Annotated in this window: 17 protein-coding genes and 1 tRNA gene; 9 read left to right on the forward strand and 9 right to left on the reverse strand. The window is 41.9% G+C overall.

Annotation, left to right across the window (positions count from 1 at the left end; all coding sequences use genetic code 11):
• Window positions 1–129 precede the first annotated feature (129 nt).
• From FHS24_RS03855 to FHS24_RS03865, 3 genes are read right to left on the reverse strand one after another with little or no spacing between them, the layout of a single operon-like run.
• Window positions 130–2,244: a TRAP transporter permease gene (locus tag FHS24_RS03855; RefSeq protein WP_201598971.1), complete on the reverse strand. Its 2,115-nt coding sequence runs from the start codon at window positions 2,242–2,244 to the stop codon at window positions 130–132.
• Window positions 2,216–2,761 (reverse strand): DUF1850 domain-containing protein, encoded by a 546-nt coding sequence (locus tag FHS24_RS03860; protein WP_183618835.1) that lies wholly within the window; start codon window positions 2,759–2,761, stop codon window positions 2,216–2,218. Before FHS24_RS03860 ends, FHS24_RS03855 begins: the two co-directional genes overlap by 29 nt.
• The gene (locus tag FHS24_RS03865; RefSeq protein WP_183618838.1) at window positions 2,739–3,770 is read right to left on the reverse strand and encodes a TAXI family TRAP transporter solute-binding subunit; all 1,032 of its coding nucleotides are present in this window, start codon (window positions 3,768–3,770) and stop codon (window positions 2,739–2,741) included. The genes FHS24_RS03860 and FHS24_RS03865 overlap by 23 nt, the downstream gene beginning before the upstream one ends.
• Before the next feature lie 942 nt (window positions 3,771–4,712).
• Here FHS24_RS03865 and FHS24_RS03870 point away from each other — a divergent pair.
• Both FHS24_RS03870 and FHS24_RS03875 read left to right on the forward strand, forming a co-directional pair.
• On the forward strand, window positions 4,713–5,099 hold the full coding sequence (locus FHS24_RS03870) for a hypothetical protein (protein ID WP_183618840.1): 387 nt from the start codon (window positions 4,713–4,715) through the stop codon (window positions 5,097–5,099).
• A 130-nt stretch (window positions 5,100–5,229) separates the two neighbouring features.
• Window positions 5,230–6,921 carry an alkaline phosphatase D family protein gene (locus FHS24_RS03875; RefSeq protein ID WP_183618842.1) on the forward strand — a complete coding sequence of 564 codons (1,692 nt, stop codon included), beginning with the start codon at window positions 5,230–5,232 and terminating at the stop codon, window positions 6,919–6,921.
• A 138-nt stretch (window positions 6,922–7,059) separates the two neighbouring features.
• Here the strand turns inward: FHS24_RS03875 and FHS24_RS03880 are convergent, their stop codons facing one another.
• The 3 genes from FHS24_RS03880 to uvrB form a co-directional block, all read right to left on the reverse strand.
• The gene (locus tag FHS24_RS03880) at window positions 7,060–7,443 is read right to left on the reverse strand and encodes a hypothetical protein (protein ID WP_183618844.1); all 384 of its coding nucleotides are present in this window, start codon (window positions 7,441–7,443) and stop codon (window positions 7,060–7,062) included.
• A gap of 320 nt (window positions 7,444–7,763) precedes the next feature.
• On the reverse strand, window positions 7,764–8,834 hold the full coding sequence (locus FHS24_RS03885; protein ID WP_183618846.1) for a pyridoxal phosphate-dependent aminotransferase: 1,071 nt from the start codon (window positions 8,832–8,834) through the stop codon (window positions 7,764–7,766).
• A gap of 225 nt (window positions 8,835–9,059) precedes the next feature.
• Entirely contained in the window at window positions 9,060–11,171 is a 2,112-nt protein-coding gene (gene uvrB / locus FHS24_RS03890; protein ID WP_183618848.1) for an excinuclease ABC subunit UvrB, read from the reverse strand.
• 550 nt (window positions 11,172–11,721) lie between these two features.
• Between uvrB and dps the strand changes: the two genes are divergently transcribed.
• Window positions 11,722–12,204 (forward strand): DNA starvation/stationary phase protection protein Dps, encoded by a 483-nt coding sequence (gene dps, locus FHS24_RS03895; protein WP_183618850.1) that lies wholly within the window; start codon window positions 11,722–11,724, stop codon window positions 12,202–12,204.
• 181 nt (window positions 12,205–12,385) lie between these two features.
• Here dps and FHS24_RS03900 read toward each other — a convergent pair whose 3' ends face one another.
• The 3 genes from FHS24_RS03900 to FHS24_RS03910 all read right to left on the reverse strand — a co-directional run bounded on the left by FHS24_RS03900 (window position 12,386) and on the right by FHS24_RS03910 (window position 15,071).
• On the reverse strand, window positions 12,386–13,075 hold the full coding sequence (locus FHS24_RS03900; RefSeq protein ID WP_183618852.1) for a DUF2059 domain-containing protein: 690 nt from the start codon (window positions 13,073–13,075) through the stop codon (window positions 12,386–12,388).
• A gap of 105 nt (window positions 13,076–13,180) precedes the next feature.
• The gene (locus tag FHS24_RS03905; protein WP_183618854.1) at window positions 13,181–14,269 is read right to left on the reverse strand and encodes a cation diffusion facilitator family transporter; all 1,089 of its coding nucleotides are present in this window, start codon (window positions 14,267–14,269) and stop codon (window positions 13,181–13,183) included.
• A gap of 193 nt (window positions 14,270–14,462) precedes the next feature.
• Complete coding sequence (locus FHS24_RS03910; protein ID WP_227671716.1) at window positions 14,463–15,071, reverse strand: acyl-CoA thioesterase; 609 nt, start codon at window positions 15,069–15,071, stop codon at window positions 14,463–14,465.
• Window positions 15,072–15,430: 359 nt separating this feature from the next.
• On the opposite strand from FHS24_RS03910, the gene FHS24_RS03915 reads away from it, so the two are divergent.
• From FHS24_RS03915 to FHS24_RS03940, 6 genes are all read left to right on the forward strand, one after another.
• A tRNA-Asn gene (locus tag FHS24_RS03915) sits at window positions 15,431–15,506 on the forward strand.
• A 433-nt stretch (window positions 15,507–15,939) separates the two neighbouring features.
• Window positions 15,940–16,878: an alpha/beta hydrolase gene (locus tag FHS24_RS03920; RefSeq protein WP_183618857.1), complete on the forward strand. Its 939-nt coding sequence runs from the start codon at window positions 15,940–15,942 to the stop codon at window positions 16,876–16,878.
• A gap of 178 nt (window positions 16,879–17,056) precedes the next feature.
• Complete coding sequence (gene dapD, locus FHS24_RS03925; RefSeq protein ID WP_183618859.1) at window positions 17,057–17,878, forward strand: 2,3,4,5-tetrahydropyridine-2,6-dicarboxylate N-succinyltransferase; 822 nt, start codon at window positions 17,057–17,059, stop codon at window positions 17,876–17,878.
• A 254-nt stretch (window positions 17,879–18,132) separates the two neighbouring features.
• On the forward strand, window positions 18,133–18,873 hold the full coding sequence (queE, locus tag FHS24_RS03930; RefSeq protein ID WP_183618861.1) for a 7-carboxy-7-deazaguanine synthase QueE: 741 nt from the start codon (window positions 18,133–18,135) through the stop codon (window positions 18,871–18,873).
• A gap of 97 nt (window positions 18,874–18,970) precedes the next feature.
• Window positions 18,971–20,080, forward strand: a complete 1,110-nt coding sequence (locus FHS24_RS03935) for a multidrug resistance efflux transporter family protein (protein ID WP_183618862.1) — start codon at window positions 18,971–18,973, stop codon at window positions 20,078–20,080.
• Between the two features lie 14 nt (window positions 20,081–20,094).
• Window positions 20,095–20,730 (forward strand): trimeric intracellular cation channel family protein, encoded by a 636-nt coding sequence (locus FHS24_RS03940; RefSeq protein WP_183618863.1) that lies wholly within the window; start codon window positions 20,095–20,097, stop codon window positions 20,728–20,730.
• Window positions 20,731–20,754 lie beyond the last annotated feature (24 nt).

Below are 20,754 nucleotides of genomic sequence, written 5' to 3' on the forward strand. Positions count from 1 at the left end.
CTATATCAAGGTAGAATGACGACTATTAAAATATAAAAAGGGCGAATAGTAGATATCTACTATTCGCCCTTTTCTATGATTCAGAGTTATCTGTCTCACTTAAAGCATCAGCCTATCAGCTTTAAGTACTTAAACATTTAAAACTGCTGGCGCCTTACTCCTTTTTATATTGAATGCCGCGATACCCAGTACTATTACACCACCGATTGCACCTGTGATAAGCCCAGGATAAATCAGTAGTAATGCACCCAATGCTAATATTAAGCGCGTAACGGTATTCATATCACTTTTGAAATAACCCTCTAATGCTGCGCTAAGTCCAATCACACCAATGACAGATGTCACAACGGCAATAACAATATCGATGACCGGTGGCAATGGAAACTCTTTCGCTGTGACGGCAAGATCTGTCGGGTCAATCATCAACATCGCAGGATTATAAATAAACATAAACGGCACAATAAAACCTGCTAGCGCTAGTTTTAATGACAAGTACCCGGTTTTCATCGGATCACCGCCAGAGATACCAGCACCAGCAAAAGCTGCCAGACAGACTGGCGGGGTAATGTTAGCAAACACACCAAAATAGAAGACAAACATATGCGCTGATAAAATAGGAATATCAAATCCCGCTAACGCTGGCGCTGCCATAGTTGCAGTAATGATATAAGCAGGAATAGAAGGCAATCCCATACCTAAAACCATCGAAGCCAGCATGGTCAGAATCAATGTAAGCAATAGCGATCCTGCACCCAAGGTGACAATCGAAGAAGTCATTACCGTACCAAAGCTGGTCAAACTGACGACACCAATGATGATACCTACAACCGCACAAGCTGCCATCACTGCTAATGACTGGCGTGCACCATCTTCTAGCGCACCCAATATATCCTTAAAGCCCATGCGCGTTTCTTTACGTAGCATACTGATGACAACAGTAAAGCCAATGGTATAAGCCGCAGCGTACCCTACCGGCACATTTTGTATTAATAAATAAATCAAAAACACAATCGGCAATAGCATATGACCGCGTGCTTTTAAGACCTCTTTTACTTGTGGTAAACTCTCTTTTGCCATGCCCTTTAAGTCTCGGCGACCGGCGCGAAAATGCACCTGCGCGATAACGCCTAAATAATAGAGAATAGCGGGTAGCAATGCTGCTAAAGCGATAGTGCTATACGGTAGTCCTGTGGTCTCCGCCATAATGAAAGCACTGGCACCCATAATAGGTGGCAATATTTGACCACCAACTGACGCACTTGCCTCAACTGCCCCTGCAAAGTCTTTATGATAACCAACCTTTTTCATCAAGGGGATAGTGAACGCGCCCGTACTGACTACGTTTGATAAAGCTGAACCATTGATACTGCCCATAAAGCCGCTTGAAATGACAGCCACCTTAGCAGGGCCGCCCTTTTTATCCCCTGCCAGCGCCAATGCCAAATCATTAAACAGCTGACCCATTCCAGAGCGCGCCAAAAATGCCCCAAACAAAATAAATAGAAAGATAAAGGTGACGGATGCGCCGATTGCAACTGAATATAAGCCTTCGGTTTTTAAGAATAATTGACCAAAAATATCACCCATATCATAAGGGCGGGTGAGTAGCCGATCAGGCATAAAGCTCAGATGACTGACAAAAGGATATAGCAAAAATATAGAGGCTAATATGGGCAATATCCAGCCCGTAATCCGCCGACTGCCTTCAAGGACGCAGATGACGGTGATAATAGAAAATATCACATCGACCGAATTTGCCATGCCGCCGCGACTGGTGACAATATCTTGGTATTCATAGATGAGATACGCCATCCCAGATAAGGAAAAAATAAACCAAATCCAGTCATACCATGCAACTTTCTTACGGCTACTCTTCTTGCTAGCAGGGAAGATCAAAAAAATCAAAGCGAAGCCAACGCCCACATGCACTGAGCGCTGTAGTAATGATGGCATTGGGTTAAAAGTGATGTATAAATGAAAAATGGAGTAGAAAATACAGATCGCAGCGATGATATACTTTACTGGACCTTGAGTGATATGACGCGTAATAGACTCTCGATCGTATTTTTCTAATATCGCTTGCGTGACACTAGGATCAACGTCGTCGTAATCTTCAGTCTCTGCAGGCGCATTTGGCTGATGTGCCAATATCGCATTTTCATTAGAATTCACATTATCGTTAGAATTTGCATCATCGTTATAAATAGGAGTCCCGCTATTGTGATCCATCACTTGGGAGTTCATGACAAAAATCCTTATTAAATCTATCGATTAGACTATATGCCTTGGGCATGATAGTTACTTCTGAATAATCTGGTACCAGTTGATGAATAAAAATGCGCTGACCAGCATAATCAATCTCACCCTGAGTTAATCTTGATACAACCCAGTTAAGATGAGGAAATCTTTGGTTGATTTGATAGCCGACGTAGCCCTCTTTTTGTATAGTAGCAAATTTCTCAGTAGATGGCGTTCCAGCGCCAAATGCTTGAAAGTAGGTATTGGTTAATAATAGGCCATCTTTTTGACGAAGATACTCCTCCTCCCACCACTGTTTTTCTACTGAATGGATCCAGCGCAATTGAAAATTGGGCTCGACAAAATAGCAAACTAGGCTATCGTTATCAGCAACGCTCGCTACCCGTACTTCAATGACAGTTTGGCGGCTAAAAATCGCCCATAGTATAAACAAAACTAGCGCAGCAATAGATGCTACGCCAGTAAACCACCATAGCTGCTTATTTAGCTGCTTTCTCATCATAGTATTTTTTGGCACCAGGATGAATAGGAGCAACCATACCGACTTGGGCCGTCTCTAAACTGATATCGTTTGCCGCTTGGTGAGCATTCTTTAGACCATCCAAGTTTTCAAACAATGCCTTGGTCAGCTTGTAGCCGTCTTCTTCAGAGATATCAGAACGCACCAATAAGGCATTCATGACGGCTGTGGTTGGAATAGCAACATCATTACCATAGGTACCGGCAGGAATCTCAAAAGTCTTAAAGTAAGGCTTGGTCTCGATAATTTTCTTGAGCTTATCTTGATTGATGGTGACCAGCTGCAACTTAATGCCCTGCTCTAATTCTAATAATGAAGAGTTTGGTAAACCACTACTAAAAAACGCTGCTTCAATTTTGCCCGCTTTCATCGCATCTGCAGCATCCGCAAAGCCTAGATAATCGACCTTGACATCATCATAAGTAATACCAAAACCTTCTAACAAAGTACGAGCATTGACTTCAGTACCAGAGCCTTGGTCGCCAACCGCAATACGCTTGCCTTTTAAATCTTCAATGTTTTTGATGCCAGACTTTTCTGAGGCAACCACTTGAATGACGTTAGGATAAAGCACGGCAATTTGCTGAATATTGGCGATAGGCGCCTTAAAGTCATTTTTACCTTCAACCGCATCAGTGACGACATCACTAAGCGCCAGCACCATATCTACTTTACCCTGGGTCAATAGATTGACGTTTTCTACTGAAGCACCGGTCGTTTGAGTCTTGGCGTTGACCCCAAAAGTTTTGGCATAAATCTCTGCCAAAGACGTTCCAATAATGTTGTAAGGACCTGACGCACCGCCTGTGGCAATGGTGACAAATTTAGTTTCAAGCTTATCGCCTGCTGTAGCAGCAGTATCTGTAGAAGTGTCGGTAGTAGCACTGTCATTAGCTGCGTTATCAGCAGGCGCTTTGTCTGAACAAGCGACCAGCGTCATACTGGCTGCAATCATTGCGGCTAGTAGAGGCATTTTATAAATAGACTTCATTATTTTCTTCCTTGATAAAATAAAGCAAAATGGGTTTATAAAAAATACTTAAATGCAAAGTTCTTGAACGCAAGGTTACTAAATACATAGTTCTTAAATACAAAATTGAAGTAGCAACTCATTCTTGTTGACTACTAACCCCAATCTATAACGTTAAATTTCGCTATAGACTCAGGAGTTAAGCACCTCACAACCTAAGGTCTACTCAATTAAAACATGACATGTCATATATTGCTATGATGTTTTAATAGATACGAGTTATTATGTGCAAAAGATAGTCAGTTATCTATATGTGATAAGCGAATCAATATAGCGCGAGTCACAATCCAAATCTAAGCTACACCCTGTACCAAAGCTATGGTTAATCCTAAATAAAACTGAAACGTTTTTTGTCACGTGCTGCTGGGATTAATTTTACTTTCGTACTTTGTCTACGCTGACAGAGGCTGCGCAAAATTAATCCCAGCAACACTGTATCGTTTCCAAAGTCTTTTAACTATATATCAACAACCGAAACCATGCGTATAGTTTCGCTATGCGATACTAAGTTTCATATTATAGTTATTTAAGCAAATTTTAAAGGGGTTGTAAACCTTTATCGGCGCTCCTCCTCATAAAAAGGCGCTAAGGTATTTTCGTCAAAAAGATATTTTATTAAAAAATATATTAATAGCATTTTCCTTATAATACTGCTACTAGCCATTTATTTGCTTAATTGATTGATGCTGCTTATATAACCGCCCTTTAACAGAATAACTGCACCTCGACTGAAAAATATTTTTTATTGCCCATTCAATTTTTTGAAGGCGAAATCCATCTCTATTATGCTAAAGTGCAAACGCTGTATTCGCTCTATAGCTAAGCCTAAGATAGAAAATGAAAGTTATTAACGCTTAGAGCATACGACCACCAATAATACTGAATAACCTTATAGGAAAATTTATGAAAAAATTACTTACTTCAACCATGATGTTGGCCACATTTGCGCTAGCGGGCTGTGCCACAACTGATGTCAATTCCAATGCCGGTACAGCGATTGGTACGGCAAACGAGATTGGCATGAATATCTTTAAAACTGCCATTGATAATCAATGCCGTAGCCAGATTGAAAAACAAAACGCGTGGCGTATTGCGAGTGTCGCTATGACTGATGCTCAAGAAGAGGCGGTAAAAGGCAGAGTTTGTGGCTGCGTTAGCGAGCAAGCACCGCAACAAGTTAGTATCGTTGAATTGGGTAATGCAGCCATAGATCCACAATATCGTGTGCAATTAGTGGCTAGAGTCGTCGCCAAATCATTGCAGAGCTGTTATTCCAGTATCGTTAAATAAATACTTTGTTAATAATATCAGTCATTATAAATAATTAGGCTGGGTTAGCGATTGCTTAACGCAGCCTATTCATATAGATTATTTACTATCATTAAGGATAAATGGAATTTATCTGCAACTCATATCAAGGATGACTCATGAAAAGACGCGCATTTATAAAACTGGTGGTCAGGTAACGGTATCTGGCACTATGTTGACGCAGCTGAGCGCTTGTTCGTCAGATGACGATAACGTCAGACCGCTAAATAAGCTTTATGATCTAGATGACTTAGGCTATCAAGGGGCAGCACCATTTGTGCATGGTATTGCCAGTGGCGACCCACTGCATGGCCGCGTGATACTGTGGACACGAATTACCAACGACGGTAGTATCGAGGTTTCCAGCATCCCTGTGGCTTATACGATTGCAACAGATCCAACACTTAAAAACATCGTCGCTCAAGGGCGAGAAAAAGCCTCCACCGCCTCTGATTTTACCGTAAAAGTTGACCCTAAGAATCTGCAACCTAATGCCACTTGTTACTATGGCTTTGAAGCATTGGGCTATCTCTCTCCTATCGATCGTACACGTACCATACCGCACCCAGACCTGCCAGCCAGCGAAGTTGATCGCGTACGCTTAGCAGTGGTTTCCTGCTCGAACTACGGCTTTGGTTACTTTAACGGCTATGCCAATATCGCTAAGCAAATCGACATCTCTGCTGTTATACATTTAGGCGATTATATCTATGAGTATCGAGAAGGCTTTTATCGCGATAACGACTTAAGAGAAGAACGCCCGCTGTTTCCTAAAAACGAGATCATCAGTTTGGACGACTATCGTCGCCGCTATGCCTGCTACCGTACCGATATTGATTTGCAAGAATGTCATCGCCAGCATCCTTTTATAGCTGTCTGGGATGATCATGAAATAGCCGACAATTCATGGAAGGATGGCGCCCGTTTCCATAATGATAGCAAAGGCAGTTATCTAGAACGTAAAATGTCCGCCGTACGTGCCTACCATGAGTGGATGCCCATTCGCGATGACAGTAGTAACGAATTAGACAGTCAATTACGCATCTATAGACGTTTTGAATTTGGCAAATTGTTTGATTTAAATATGCTAGATACGCGCATATTTGGTCGTGAAAAGCTTGATGCGGCTGCCAGTAATGAGCCTGAACGCCAACTGCTGGGGCTTGAGCAAGAAAACTGGCTATATTTAAAGATGCTGGAAGGCAAACGCCGGCAAGCAACGTGGCAAATACTTGGGCAGCAAGTCATTTTAGCGCCCTTTAAAGGTGCTTCTGCTACCAATTCTGGCGATATTTGGAACGGCTATGCCAGCGCGCGTACGCGTTTACTAGACTTTATCGAAGAAAACGCCATCGATAATACGGTGGTTTTAACCGGTGACTATCATGCCTCATTTGCTTTCGATGTTTGTCAAAATCCTTTTGATGCCAATAGCTACAATCCAGAGACCGGAAAAGGCTCCATTGCGGTCGAATTTGTCTGTCCTGCCCTAACTTCCTTAGCGTTTCCCGAAAGTGGCGCAGGAGTAGAAGAAAACCCGCACCAAAAATTCAATAACCAAACCGACCATGGCTATATGTTACTGGACATCAACGAGCAGGCTTTTCAATGCGAGTGGTACTATACTGAGACGTTAAAAAAACGTGATGACCGCTGTCGTTACGCCAAAGGACTGGTGACCCAAGCAAGTAGCAATCATTTAGTCGAAGGTGGCCAGTCTCGCCCTATTACTAGAACGGCTGCTTTAGCCAGTAAAGATAGCTCTATAGCGATGAAAAAATCAGCTGCCTTAAGTGCTGGTTAAAATAAAAGATAGATACATCTACTATTTAAAATAGTTGTAGCGTCTACTAAAAATACCTAATAAAAAATGCTTAACAAAAAGGGCGTGTTATATGCATATAACACGCCCTTTTTATGAAATAGCTAAGTAGATGTATTATTAAAAGGAGCTATCCTCTTTAATAACGGTTGACGTTGGCAGTTGCGGCGTCCTTATAGGCACCACTCTATGATGGAAGTATTTAGATTTTCCGTCTAAAACTTTGTTTACCGCTTTGAGTAAGTCACGAATAATGTCATCATATATCCCATGACTTAACTCCTTTTCAAACGGCGTATAAGGATGCTTGCGCGCCGCTGAACTGACTTCCGTCACCCCTTGCTTGGTATAAAAAATATCAACGCGACCATCACTATTTAACACACAGTTCAATTTACCACCTTCGAGCGCCATCTCTATGCGCTCAGGCATAAATATATAATCATCGACATCAATAAGCTTTTTTTCTACCTCGCGCTTTAACAACGCTTTTATATCGAACATTTCTATATCCCTAACATTTACAAATTTATAATTATGATTAAACGTTCATTAGCAGACTTTTTTTAACTTTCACTAGCTGACCAGCCTATAGTTATTAGTTACTGGTCTTTTAGCTAATTGGCTAATAGGTCATGCTTTGTTTACTTAGACTATAAGAGGTAGTGCTATTTTTTAAGACGGGATATGTAAAACTGCGTTTGCTGTTGGTAAAAAATGCTGCTCGTTCCAGCTGTAGGCTATAAAATTCATTAGAAAAAAAAGGAAAGCTGCCATCTAAGCCGCTCTCCTTTTCATCAATCAAAACATACAATTTAGCTTATTCACACCCAGCCTTTCTTTCGAAATAAATGCAACGTGTCAATAACCACCGCCATCTCTTCGGGTGTCCCTAGTGTGATGCGATTGAAACCTGGGATAGAAGGAAATTCACGACCGACCGCGATACCATGCTCTTTCATTCTATCTATGTATGTTTGCACACTACCCTTTACTTCATAAAAAATAAAATTGGTTTGCGAGGGCAAATAACGCAGTCCTAGCTCATCGAGCGCCGTCTCCATCATTTGCCTTGCTTGGTTGGTGGTTTGCAAACTGTGCGCCAAAAACGCCTCATCTTCTAGCGTTGCGATTGCGGCAACGGCACCTGATACGTTGATGTTATCCGTAGACATTAAAGACCCGATTTCCGCAATAATCTGCGGCTGTCCAATCGCGTAGCCGACGCGCAAACCTGCAAGCCCAAATAGTTTTGAGAAGGTACGAACGACAATCAGGTTATCTGATAGCCCTTGCTTTATCCACTCAACGCCACTCTCAAAATTTGGGTCTGTGATATACCCAAAATAAGCTTCATCCAATAAGAAATAGTGGTTTTTTGGCGCGTTTTTTATCCAAACTTTGAGCTTATCCGTTGCGGTAATGATGGCCGTTGGATTGTTAGGATTACACAAATAAAATAAGCTAATACCGTCAAACTTAGTGGCAGGTTCTTGTAGGTTGTCGAAATCTAAATCGTAGTTATCGCGTGTTAATGGTACTTTGACCACTGGTACCCCTAGAGAGTGTGCATACAACTCTGCACAGCCAAAGGTTGGGTCTGGAATGACGAGCTGAAATCTTTTATCTGTCTTTAAGGCTTTGTCATGAAGCATTTGCACAACAGCCCTGATACTTTCAATTGAGCCATTACCCAATAAGACCTGTTTTTCAGGTACGCCGTTGATGTCGGCTACTTTGCTCATCAGTTTAGCGCGCTCTTGATCAGGATAACGAGCAGCGCCATCTAAAGCACTGAGGATAGCTGCTTTGGCAGAGTCTGACATGCCTAAAGAGTTTTCATTGAAATCTAATCTGAGTAATTCATTGGTTTTATTCTGGGTACTGGTATGCATGATAGATAATCCGCCTAAGTCGTCCGTGAGTAATAAAGCGCATGCAGCTGCTTAATATCATATTAAGTGGCATTTGGTATAATTACAAGTTATCTGACAGCAAATTATTAGTTATCAATCTATGCAGGTACAAGCCTACTTGGTTTAAAATGTTAAATAAAAAAAGGTGAACTACAAATATGCAACTCACCTTATCTACGTTTACATTCAGTCCGCCTTAACCTACTAGATTAAATGCGCTTTTAACTCCAACACTTTATCACGAGTTTTTGCCGCTTCTTCAAATTTTAAATCCCGTGACATCTGCTGCATCTGCTTCTCGAGGCGTTTGATTTCTTTGGCCAACAAATCAGGGCTACGTAAAATACTGATATCGACATCAGGTAGATGACTTTTGACCGGAATCGCCTGATTATCATTGGCATCATGGTCATCACCGGTATCGATTTTATCCGTGATACTACGACGCGCGCCTTTTGGCGTGATGTTATGCTCAAAGTTAAATGCCACTTGTTTTTCGCGGCGACGATCGGTCTCGTCTATTGCCTTTTGCATACTGTTAGTAATGCGATCAGCATAAAGGATAGCCTTACCATTGATATGACGCGCAGCACGACCAATGGTCTGAATCAGTGCCCGCTCAGAACGCAAGAAGCCCTCCTTATCCGCATCAAATATCGCCACCAGTGAAACTTCTGGCATATCTAAACCTTCACGTAATAGGTTGATGCCGACCAGCACATCATGGACGCCAGTACGCAGTTCATGAATGATTTGCATGCGCTCTACCGTATCAATATCCGAGTGCAGATAAGCGACTTTCACATCGTATTCTTTTAGATAGCTGGTCAAATCCTCTGACATACGCTTGGTCAAAGTGGTAATTAAAACGCGTTCATCTTTTTCACGACGCTTAGTAATCTCCGATAGCACATCATCAACTTGAGTCAATACCGGACGAATTTCAATCTCTGGATCAATCAAACCCGTTGGACGTACCACCTGCTCGACGACTTGCTCGCTGTGCTCAAGCTCATATAGTGCCGGCGTAGCACTAACGTAAATCGTTTTAGGTTTGATACGTTCCCACTCTTCAAACTTCATCGGGCGGTTATTCATCGCACTTGGCAAACGAAAGCCATAATTGACGAGGTTCTCTTTACGCGATCTATCACCTTTATACATCGCGCCAATTTGCGAAACGGTCACGTGTGACTCATCAATGAATAGCAACGCATCCTCTGGAATATAATCAAACAATGTTGGCGGCGCTTCCCCTGACGGACGACCAGAAAGATGCTGTGAGTAGTTTTCGATACCGTTACAGTAGCCAAGCTGCTGAATCATCTCAAGATCATACTGGGTCCGCTCTTTAAGACGCTGCGCTTCGATCAATTTATTGTTTTCACGGAAATACTCGAGACGCGGCTCAAGCTCAGCACGAATCGTATGACTGGCAGCTTCTAATTTATTGCGAGGCGTCACATAATGCGATTTTGGATAAATAGTAATACGCGGCACTTTGCGTACTGTCTTGCCAGTCAATGGATCAAACCACGTAATTTTCTCGACTTCATTGTCAAACAGATGCACACGCACTGCCAACTGCTCAGACTCAGCTGGGTAGATATCCAACAACTCACCGCGCAAGCGATAAGTACCACGTCCAAAGTCCAGCTCGTTACGGGTATATTGCATTTCAACCAAGCGCTTAATCGTTGCGGTACGGTCTATTTTGTCTCCGACTACAATATGCAGCAGCATTTTCAGATAACTCTCTGGATCACCCAAACCATAGATACAGGATACTGAAGCGACGATAATCGCATCACGACGCTCTAATAAAGCCCGGGTCGCTGACAGACGCATTTGGTCAATATGGTCGTTAATGGCGCTGTCTTTTTCGATAAAAGTATCACTAGCCGCGACATAAGCTTCTGGCTGATAGTAATCATAGTAACTGACGAAATACTCAACGGCATTGTTGGGGAAAAATGACTTAAACTCACCATATAACTGCGCGGCAAGGGTTTTATTATGCGCCATAATAATGGTAGGGCGTTGAGTCTCAGAGATGACCTTTGCCATAGTATAGGTCTTACCCGAACCCGTCACTCCAAGTAACAGCTGCTCATCCATGCCAGAATTAATACCCTTGACTAACTTTTCGATCGCTTGCGGCTGGTCCCCTGCTGGCTCAAATTCTGTGACCATCTCAAAAGCACGACTTGATATTTGCGTCCCAGACGCGTTGACACCACTAATTTCGGCTTCGCCTTGCAGCTGAGTGGCCAATTGGTTTAACTGACGCGACGAGCGCGGTTCAGGCATTCGCATAATGGCTTTCTTCCTGGTATTTATAAAAGGTTATAAGAGGTTAGATTTATAACAATATGGGGTCTAAACTACAGTTTTTAAAGGATAATATCTGGGTTTCTCCTTTAACGGTCATGCTATCTAAAAGCCAAAGCAAAAGATCAAGTCAGCCTCGTGTAAATAAGCACATAACGTCCGAGACAGAAGCACTAGGCTGAGTATTTCTAGAATACTACCAGCCATATAAGCACTTTTTCTTTATAAAAAACGCACAGAGCCGCGGTTAAACTTACAAAGATTTTCACGATTAACAAACTCATTACACGACCACTTAATAAAGCCTAACGCACAAGGGTTCCATAGCGAATTTAAGCTGCTATTATCAGTATTGAATTAAATAAATATCAATACATAATAAACAGAAAAACGATTAGTAAATCCTTAATTAGCTATTGAGCATTTAATGAATATTTATTTGGAAGAATATTAATAACAATCTATATATTCATTAACGGCTGACTCACTAACAGCTTATTCACTAACGATGTAAAATAATACAATGGAGAAGAACATGAGAGAACGTTTCGCAAGTGGTATTGATGATAAGACAGCTAAAAAAATGATCGAGTTATTGAATGCCAACTTGGCAAATTTAATTGACTTAAGCATGGATAGCAAACAGTGCCATTGGAATTTGCAAGGTACTGGCTTTATTGGTGTGCATCAGCTATTAGATGACACTTATGAGCGCTTAACAGAAGCTTATGATACGGTTGCTGAACGCATTGTTATCCTTGGTGGTAAAGCCAATGGCATCTCTAAACGTGTCGTTGAGGACTCTATTTTAGAGACTTACCCAACTGATATTACAGAAGTGGATGAGCATGTGCGCGAGCTTACCAACCGCTATAAAACTATTGCCGCTTCATTGCGCGAAGCGATTGATACTGCGGGTGATGTAGGCGATGAAGATACCGCTGATTTATTGACTGAAGTTAGCCGTATCGTTGATAAAGATGCTTGGTTTATCGGTGCCAATGCGCCAAAAAAATAAATGCCTTATAAATCAACAAAACATTAAAATAAGTTATAAAATTATAAAAAGGTCACTTTAATAGTGACCTTTTTTTATGTACGAGTTTTTATGCACGAAGATTTTAAGTTTGAATTGCAATCACATCTAAAGGAGTTGACGTTGGAGACAAGCGTTGAAACTAAGCTTTAAAATAGCAAAGTTAAAAAACACCTTTAATGATTTGCTTCATTTGTGGCAAAAGCTCGCCCAGTTGTGCTTCAGTTTCACTGGTATCTTCTGGCAATGATTGCTGTAAAAAGGCCGCCGTAATTTGTGGTTGCTTGGCAAGAATACTTTGACCCATTTCCGTATCATAAAATTTGATTTGGGCATCAACTTCTGCTTGTGTATAGTAAGTCTTAGCCGCACTGATATAAGCTTGCGTTAAAGTCTGCGCGTCAGTAGCATCGCCTATCCCATTGCTCATAATCTTAGCGTATTGACCTAGAACACTTTGAATCTGCGCTTGTAATTCACGTTGACGCTTGTTTAACGGCTTATCATTTACTTGCTGACTGCCGTTTTGAGCCTGTTGTTGTGTTTGCATATTGATGGCATCGATAGCCGCCTGTTGGCCATTAACGATAGATTCTATTTGCTCGTCAATATGCATCACTTGCATCAACTTGATAATAGAAACATCAGTCGGTGCTTGTTTATTATTTTTCTGATTGGCAATATTATTGGCGTTGTTATTAACCGTATTGGGCTCACTATGGATAATCAATTCTGCATTGGCATTGACGATAGGCGCTGATAAAAGCGTCGTTACTACTAAGGTGAGCAATGGGTTTATGGCACTGGTATACTTTCGCGACTTTTTTATAGTAGCGTTATTAGAACGTTTCATATTAGGCTCTCATTATTATAGTTTTCGGCATTATAGTTTTAAGTAGTATGGTTATTAATGTTCAGTTATTAATGTTCAGTTATTAAATAGACCTTTTAAACAGTATCAGACATCTGGTGGGAATAGAATCTCAGCATTAGGGACTGACAGCGTTAGGATGGCTTCTTGAAATAGCGGATTGGCGCGAAACTGATTTTCAATATCTTCAAATTTTTGCGCGATTTGTTGTTCTTTCTGGTTACCAGCGATGTCTACTGCGGCCACCATAAATACTTTTTTGGGTCCGACCCATTCCAAATGTAAATAAGAGACGCTATCGATATCCGGATGATTTAATAACTCAGTTAATATGTAGCAATGCATTTTTTCTGAGACTTTATAGCCAACCAAAAAATCGCGATTGCGGCTGATTAAAAAGATAGCGACCATACCCAACAGTATACCGACAACAATTGATCCAAGCGCATCCCAAAAAGGTTGTCCGGTATAAGCATGCATGCCCATCGCCGCTGCGGCAATGACCAAGCCAATGACCGCTGCTAAATCCTCAAAGAAGACGCCGCGCAAGGTTGGGTTTGAGGTATCAATAACATAACCGAGGGCGCTAAGGTTGATAGCCTCGCCATGTTTTTTACTTTGCAAATAAGCTTGCAACAGGGAAAAGCCTTCAAGTACAAAGGCAACTGCTAAGACAATAAAGCCGATGGTATAGTTGGTGTCAGTTTCGGACGCATTCCATTCGGTAATACCGGTATAAATAGAAACAATGGAGCCCGCCATAAAGACGCCAAAGGCAGCAATCATCGACCACACGTATGATTCTTTACCATAGCCTAATGGATGACTTTTATCAGCAGGTTTGATCGATTTTTTTTCTGCAACGATTAACAAAGTACCATTACCCGCGTCTGCCCAAGAGTGCGCGGATTCCGCTATCATAGAAGCAGAACCGGTCATAAAGGCCGCAATTGTTTTGGCAATGGCAATAATAAGATTTGCCCCAACCGCAATCAGTACCGTAGTCAATGAGGAAGATTTTTTATCATCCTCTTTTTTATTATTATCGGGTGCAGATTGAGAGGAGATATTCGTGGCATTAGAATACGAGCTACCACCACCGCGAGTATGAATGGTCTGCGGTGTTGGCTGCTGTTTAACATAGGACTTTGAAGATTGCGAGGATTCTGAACTCATATGAGTCTCAATAAATGGTCTATATAATGAATTAAAGTAGCGAATCAAACAGCTAAGCCAGAATATTTAACTGTTTTGATTCGCTTTATTTATCATTAAATTTAACCAAAAACCTAGCCCTGGTCAGTAAGGTTTTCGTGAGACTTTGTTTAAGTACTGATAGCTTTAATAGACGCGATAGTTTGAGGGCGCCCTACTTCGCATTGCTACGCTGAGAAAGCTCGCCAACCATGCCTTTATCTGCCTTGTTTTCAGCGTCTAGATTTCCAGCGCCTAAACTTTCACCAATCATTTGATTAATATCACAACTGGGACGATGCGAGTCTTCCATACGCAGGTTTTTACGCGCTAAGCCTGCATCAAAACGGCATTGCTGCATCTCATTTTTAATTTCAAGCTCAGGCACAGGGGTTGGCTTACCATTATCGTCAATTGCTACCATAGTAAAATAGCAGCTATTGGTATGGCGAATCGTACGGGCGCGAACATCTTCGGCTTCAACACGAATTCCCACTTCCATAGACGTTCTGCCGACGTAGTTGATACTGGCTGCAAAGGTAACCAACTCGCCGACATAGATAGGCTCACGGAACATTACCTGATCGACCGATAGCGTCACGACGTAACTACCACTATAGCGACTGGCGCAAGCATAAGCGACTTGATCAAGCATCTTGAGCAAATCACCGCCGTGCACATTGCCTATAAAGTTTGCCATATCTGGTGTCATTAACACCGACATATATAACTCATGGTTTAAAGGTGCACTTTTGGCAGTAGAGCTGGTATTGTATTGCGACATAATATTCCTTACCGTTATCAGAAGCCTATCTATTTTGAATGTCCGTTATACAGCAGCCTCTGATAAATCGCAAATAAATGCCTATTAGATGAAAATATTTATGAAAAGGTAATGATTAAACACAGTATTGGCTTGTTATTTTATTTACTGATGTATAGTTTTTATGGATATTACAATTGCTCGCTTTTAGCTAAAACCCTTGTAAAAGGGCTTATCTAGCAAGTAAAAGAACAATCTTTACTAAATATGCAAAAAAAGCTTGACGTATTTTTTATCTTTGCTAGAATACGCCCCACTTAGCAAGAACTCGTTAGAGACTTTCTAAGCTCGCAGTAAGCAATTAAACACTTACCGCTTATTCTCCAATAGCTCAGTTGGTAGAGCAACGGACTGTTAATCCGTGTGTCCCTGGTTCGAGCCCAGGTTGGAGAGCCATATTTTAGTAGTAAATTTTTTGAGTCATTTTTGATTCGATTATGGCATTTGCCAAGACCCTCATCACTTTGATGGGGGTTTTTTTATGGCTGCTTTTCCATTTTATAAATATCTAAAGCATAAAATCGTTAATCCAATATCCTTTTCTCTTAGTTCTGCAGAGCTTATAACCTCAGCTGAATTCTTAAATATATGCAATGCATTCAAATAGATTTCGCCCTACTCACTCGACCTTCTTTAATCATCAAAACATAAAATAAAAGCATTTATACCCAGACTATTGTACGATATACCATAAACGAGCAAACAATTTGACCCTGTAACGCTTGGCGATTAGATTGTTCGCCCCCATTATTTATTTTTATAATAAAACCTTTATACCTATATATACTGTTTATATTTTAACCCTTCACCATTCAAGGACTGGATTTTTATGAGTCACACTGAACAAATTACTTCCTCTGACAATACCCATTATTTACATCATAATTTTTTTGAGCCAAGCGATACTAGCACGGCGATTACTGCTACCTTGTTGATTGTGCATGGTATGGCGGAACACAGTGGACGCTATGCAGAGTTTGCGCAGTTTTTAGCAAATAACGGTATTGCGGTCGCCACTTATGATCAGCTTGGTCATGGTCAGACGGTCAAATCAGCCAGTGATTTGGGTTTTTTTGCTGAAGAGCATCCAGTACAGTCGTTGTTAAAAGACGTTATTATCATGGCAGACAGCCTAAAGGCGCGCCATCCTAATGTACCGCATTTTGTCATGGGTCACTCGATGGGCTCGTTTATTGTGCGTAACGTTCTCAAGCACCACGCGCAGAACTTTACTGGTGCAATTCTAATGGGCACAGCTGATGCCAATCCATTGACTAAAGTACTGCTGCCGATTAATAAAATCTTAGCAAAAGCGGCTCCTAGAAAGCCAAATACCGTGTTTGCCAACGTAATGAATAAAGTGCTCAATAGTAAGCTTGATAACCGTATTTCTGCTTCAGAGTTTGCATGGTTAAATGAAGACCCCACGGCTGTCGAAGCCTACGAAGCAGATCCCTTGACTGGCTTTGAATTTACCAATAATGGCTTTTTAACATTATTCACCTTAATGGACGCTGGCCTCAATAAAAACTGGGCGACAACCGTTGCCAAAGGCTTTCCTATGTTATTGGTCAGTGGTGAAAACGATCCTATTGGCGATATGGGTAAAGGCATCCGCAAAATTGCCAGCCGTTTAGAAAAACAGAACTTTAGTGATGTCGAGCTTCAGCTTTACCCGCACATGCGCCATGAACCACTCCATGAGCAAAACAAAGCGTTGGTTTATCAAGACATCTTAGGGTGGATAACGAGCCATACTCCTAATTAATAGCGGCATTAGAAATGAATAGCAGCACTGTTACTGGCGCTGAACTTATTTGCTAAAAGCCGCCAAATTAGCGACAATACAGCAAGCCCGTTTTTGAGTTAAAACGCTTTTATTCACTTTATTAGAACCGCTCTTCTTACTCGCTTTTATTTACCTTCCATCAATTTTAGGAATATTTATGTCATTGCAACAAACCATTGAACAAGCCTTTGAAAATCGTAACGAATATAGCCCAGCAACCATGCCAAAAGACGTACGCGATGCCATCAACGAAGTGCTTGAGCAACTGGACAACGGTAGCTTGCGTGTGGCAGAGAAAAAAGATGGCGAATGGGTGGTCAATCAGTGGGCTAAAAAAGCGGTTTTATTATCATTCCGTTTAAATGATAACTATGTCCAAGCTGCGGGCGAACACGTGCAGTTCTATGACAAAGTACCCACGAAGTTTGCCAACTGGACAGAAGCGCAATTTAAAGAAGCTGGCGTACGCGTGGTACCACCAGCGGTTGCCCGTAAAGGCTCATACATCGCAGCCGGTGCCGTATTGATGCCATCGTATGTCAATATTGGCGCTTATGTCGACCAAGGCGCGATGGTAGATACGTGGGCAACAGTCGGCTCATGTGCCCAAATCGGTAAAAATGTACATTTATCAGGCGGCGTCGGTATCGGTGGTGTCTTAGAACCTCTGCAAGCCAATCCAACGATTATCGAAGACAACTGCTTCATCGGTGCGCGCTCTGAAATCGTTGAAGGCGTGATTGTAGAAGAAGGTTCAGTGATTTCTATGGGTGTGTTTATTGGGCAATCAACGCGCATTTATGACCGCGAAACGGGTGAGATTCATCGCGGCCGTGTGCCAGCTGGATCAGTCGTTGTACCGGGTAGCTTGCCATCAGAAGACGGCACGCACAGTTTATACGCCGCTATTATCGTGAAAAAAGTCGATGCGCAAACCCGTGCTAAAACATCAGTCAATGAGTTATTACGTTTAGCCTAATGCTTTATTTATTACGTTTTAATCATTACATTAATTGTTTTTATCATCAAAGATGCTGGGGTTGACTCTAGCATCTTTTTTAATGCTTTATGCCAAGTTAATAGCAACTTAATGGCAAGTTTAATGTAAGACATTACGTTATAATCTTTATCTCGTTTGGACACTGAAATTCCTAGCATTAGACAGATTATTAAACCTTTTTTATTTGATAAATGCTCACGGCATTATCAATCTCTAACCGTATTTGACATATTATGAGTGAATTATCTTTACGCACATCATTGATTCCTGTCACCGACCCTGAAGCAGGCTTACGTTTGACCGAGATTTTTTATTCCCTGCAAGGTGAAGCACTGACATCAGGCTTACCAACGATATTTGTACGCTTGACCGGCTGTCCGCTGCGCTGCGTCTATTGTGATACCGAATACGCTTTTAGTGGCGGTGAACGTCAGTCGCTAGAAGCCATTATCACTACCATCAAAGGTTATTCTTGTAAGCGTATCTGCTTAACCGGCGGTGAGCCATTAGCGCAGCCGAATGCCATTGAATTAATGCAGCGTTTATTGAATGACGGTTATGAGATATCGCTTGAAACGGCAGGGGCGCTGACGGTAGAAAATGTACCACCCGCGGTCAGCAAAGTGATGGATCTTAAAACGCCAAGCTCAGGTGAAGTCGACAAGAATCTTTGGTCAAATCTCGACTATCTGACTCAACATGACCAAATCAAGTTTGTCATTATGAACCGCGGCGATTATGAGTGGGCGAAAGAAAAACTGCTTGCGCATCAGCTGGATAAATTGGTTGGTACGGTTTGGTTTTCACCGATGTTTAATGTCGCAGAAGAGGTAGCCGATAGTGAAGCAATGAGCAGCCCTGAGGTACCCATATTGGCACGTGAGCTGGCTGAATGGATGCTAGCAGACGCATTACCGGTACGTTTTCAATTGCAATTACATAAGATTATTTGGGCCGATGCCAAAGGTAAATAACCGTCTAATATCTGCATAAGTCATGCAAAACGACAGTCCAAGTAGATAAGATAAATACACTCTAAATAGCTAACGAGCCAACTGCAAGGACGCATGAATGGTCAAACTGATTTTATTGGGCTTATTGGCGGGAGCCTTTTTTAGCTCGACATTTATTTTAAATGAGATGATGAGTAATGCCGGTGGTCACTGGTTTTGGTCAGCGAGCTTACGCTATGTCTTTATGTGGCTGATTATCACCGCCATTATTATCCTTCAACATGGCTTTGGTCGTATTCAAGAGCTGATGACCATTTTTCGTCAGCATTGGGGCTTTTGGTGCATTACCGGCAGTATTGGCTTTGGGTTATTTTATGCAGGCATTTGCTATGCTGGCGACCATGTTTCAGGTTGGGTGGTTGCCGCAACTTTTATGTTTACCGTGGTAACCAGCCTACTTGTCCTACTGGCATTTGGGCAGCGCTTCGATAAAAAGTTCATTATTTATGCGCTGTTGGTCTTTATTGGGGTGGTATTGGTCAATGTCAGCGAAGGCTTGCGCGCTTCTGCCATAACCGATACCAATAGCGCACCGATGGCTGATATGCTGCTTTATGGTGCCCTTCCTGCATTAATCGCCGCCTTCAGTTACCCAATCGGCAATCAGCTGGTCTGGCAAGTGTCGCTTAACGCTCGCAAACATAGCGCTGAGCAACAACTGGCTCATGACAATCTTCAACTAAATGACTCTGATACTGATATTGGCAATTCTACCCAGCGCGTCATTACCGAAGCTCCTATATTACCTATCGATAGACAGTCTGCGTCACGCCTGCAAAATTTTATTGCCTGCATTCCTGCTATCCAAACGACACTCTTACAAAACGCGTTTAACAAAGTCTGGCTAATGACCCTTGGTAGCTTTCCATTTTGGATAGTTTTAGGCGTGCTCTTACATCCTGAGCCACCCGCAACCACACAAATATTTAATACTTTGCTAGTCGCACTGTTGGCTGGGGTGACTGCGACGAGCATATTTCTTTATGCACGTGAACAAGCGGTAACCTCAAGTGAGGTAGCAGGCGTTGACTCGACCCAAGCCAGCGAGGTAATCTTTGCTTTAATTGGCGGTATACTATTGTTGAATAACACGATACCCTCAGCATTGGGATTGGTCGGTATTGGGCTAATTATGCTAGGGCTTATATTGTTTGCAAAAGACGGTTGAGGCTCAAATAAATCATGATAAGTAACTTTATTTTTCCTGATATTCTACTGTATTTATTAGATATGGTTGGCGTTATTGCTTGTGCCATTGCGGGCACTTTGCTTGCGCAGCATAAAGGCTTTGATATTGCTGGCTGTATTTTAGTTTCTATGGTCAATGCCATTGGCGGCGGTACATTACGTGACATGGCGCTCGATCGCCATCCGCTATTTTGGATGACTGACCTTAACTATGTCATCGTCATTACCGTTACCTCGCTTATTCTACAAATTTTCTTTCATCTGTATCATAAGATTGATAAAGCGCTTAAGTTCTTTGATGCGATTGGGCTGGCGGCTTTTAGTGTGATTGGTTTTAAAGTGGCTTTGGCGCAAGATGTATCGCCAGTTATTGCAGTTATGATGGGCGTTTGGACGGCGATTATCGGTGGCTTATTACGTGATATTATCTGTAATGAGATACCTCTACTGCTACAGCGCGAGATTTATATCACCGCCAGTATCGCAGGGTCTGTGACGTATTTAGTGCTTGATTACTGGGGTGTTGATGCTATTACCAATGAGTTTATGATGTTATTTATTATCTTTGCCGTGCGTATGCTGGCGCTTAAATTCGATTGGCATCTGCCTTCGATTCGTTTGGTTGATTAACGGTTTAGCCGATTTTCATGATTA

This window comes from Psychrobacter luti, from assembly GCF_014192115.1.
In the GTDB taxonomy this organism is placed as follows: domain Bacteria; phylum Pseudomonadota; class Gammaproteobacteria; order Pseudomonadales; family Moraxellaceae; genus Psychrobacter; species Psychrobacter luti.

Bases quoted from the DNA above. Each gene is read 5' to 3' on its own strand.
- FHS24_RS03900 (WP_183618852.1), bottom strand. From the start codon at position 13,075: ATGAAACGTTCTAATAACGCTACTATAAAAAAGTCGCGAAAGTATACC.
- FHS24_RS03870 (WP_183618840.1), top strand. From the start codon at position 4,713: ATGAAAAAATTACTTACTTCAACCATGATGTTGGCCACATTTGCGCTA.
- FHS24_RS03865 (WP_183618838.1), bottom strand. From the start codon at position 3,770: ATGAAGTCTATTTATAAAATGCCTCTACTAGCCGCAATGATTGCAGCC.
- dps (WP_183618850.1), top strand. From the start codon at position 11,722: ATGAGAGAACGTTTCGCAAGTGGTATTGATGATAAGACAGCTAAAAAA.
- uvrB (WP_183618848.1), bottom strand. From the start codon at position 11,171: ATGCGAATGCCTGAACCGCGCTCGTCGCGTCAGTTAAACCAATTGGCC.
- FHS24_RS03905 (WP_183618854.1), bottom strand. From the start codon at position 14,269: ATGAGTTCAGAATCCTCGCAATCTTCAAAGTCCTATGTTAAACAGCAG.
- dapD (WP_183618859.1), top strand. From the start codon at position 17,057: ATGTCATTGCAACAAACCATTGAACAAGCCTTTGAAAATCGTAACGAA.
- FHS24_RS03860 (WP_183618835.1), bottom strand. From the start codon at position 2,761: ATGATGAGAAAGCAGCTAAATAAGCAGCTATGGTGGTTTACTGGCGTA.
- queE (WP_183618861.1), top strand. From the start codon at position 18,133: ATGAGTGAATTATCTTTACGCACATCATTGATTCCTGTCACCGACCCT.
- FHS24_RS03875 (WP_183618842.1), top strand. From the start codon at position 5,230: ATGACTCATGAAAAGACGCGCATTTATAAAACTGGTGGTCAGGTAACG.
- FHS24_RS03880 (WP_183618844.1), bottom strand. From the start codon at position 7,443: ATGTTCGATATAAAAGCGTTGTTAAAGCGCGAGGTAGAAAAAAAGCTT.
- FHS24_RS03935 (WP_183618862.1), top strand. From the start codon at position 18,971: ATGGTCAAACTGATTTTATTGGGCTTATTGGCGGGAGCCTTTTTTAGC.
- FHS24_RS03910 (WP_227671716.1), bottom strand. From the start codon at position 15,071: ATGTCGCAATACAATACCAGCTCTACTGCCAAAAGTGCACCTTTAAAC.
- FHS24_RS03855 (WP_201598971.1), bottom strand. From the start codon at position 2,244: ATGAACTCCCAAGTGATGGATCACAATAGCGGGACTCCTATTTATAAC.
- FHS24_RS03920 (WP_183618857.1), top strand. From the start codon at position 15,940: ATGAGTCACACTGAACAAATTACTTCCTCTGACAATACCCATTATTTA.
- FHS24_RS03940 (WP_183618863.1), top strand. From the start codon at position 20,095: ATGATAAGTAACTTTATTTTTCCTGATATTCTACTGTATTTATTAGAT.
- FHS24_RS03885 (WP_183618846.1), bottom strand. From the start codon at position 8,834: ATGCATACCAGTACCCAGAATAAAACCAATGAATTACTCAGATTAGAT.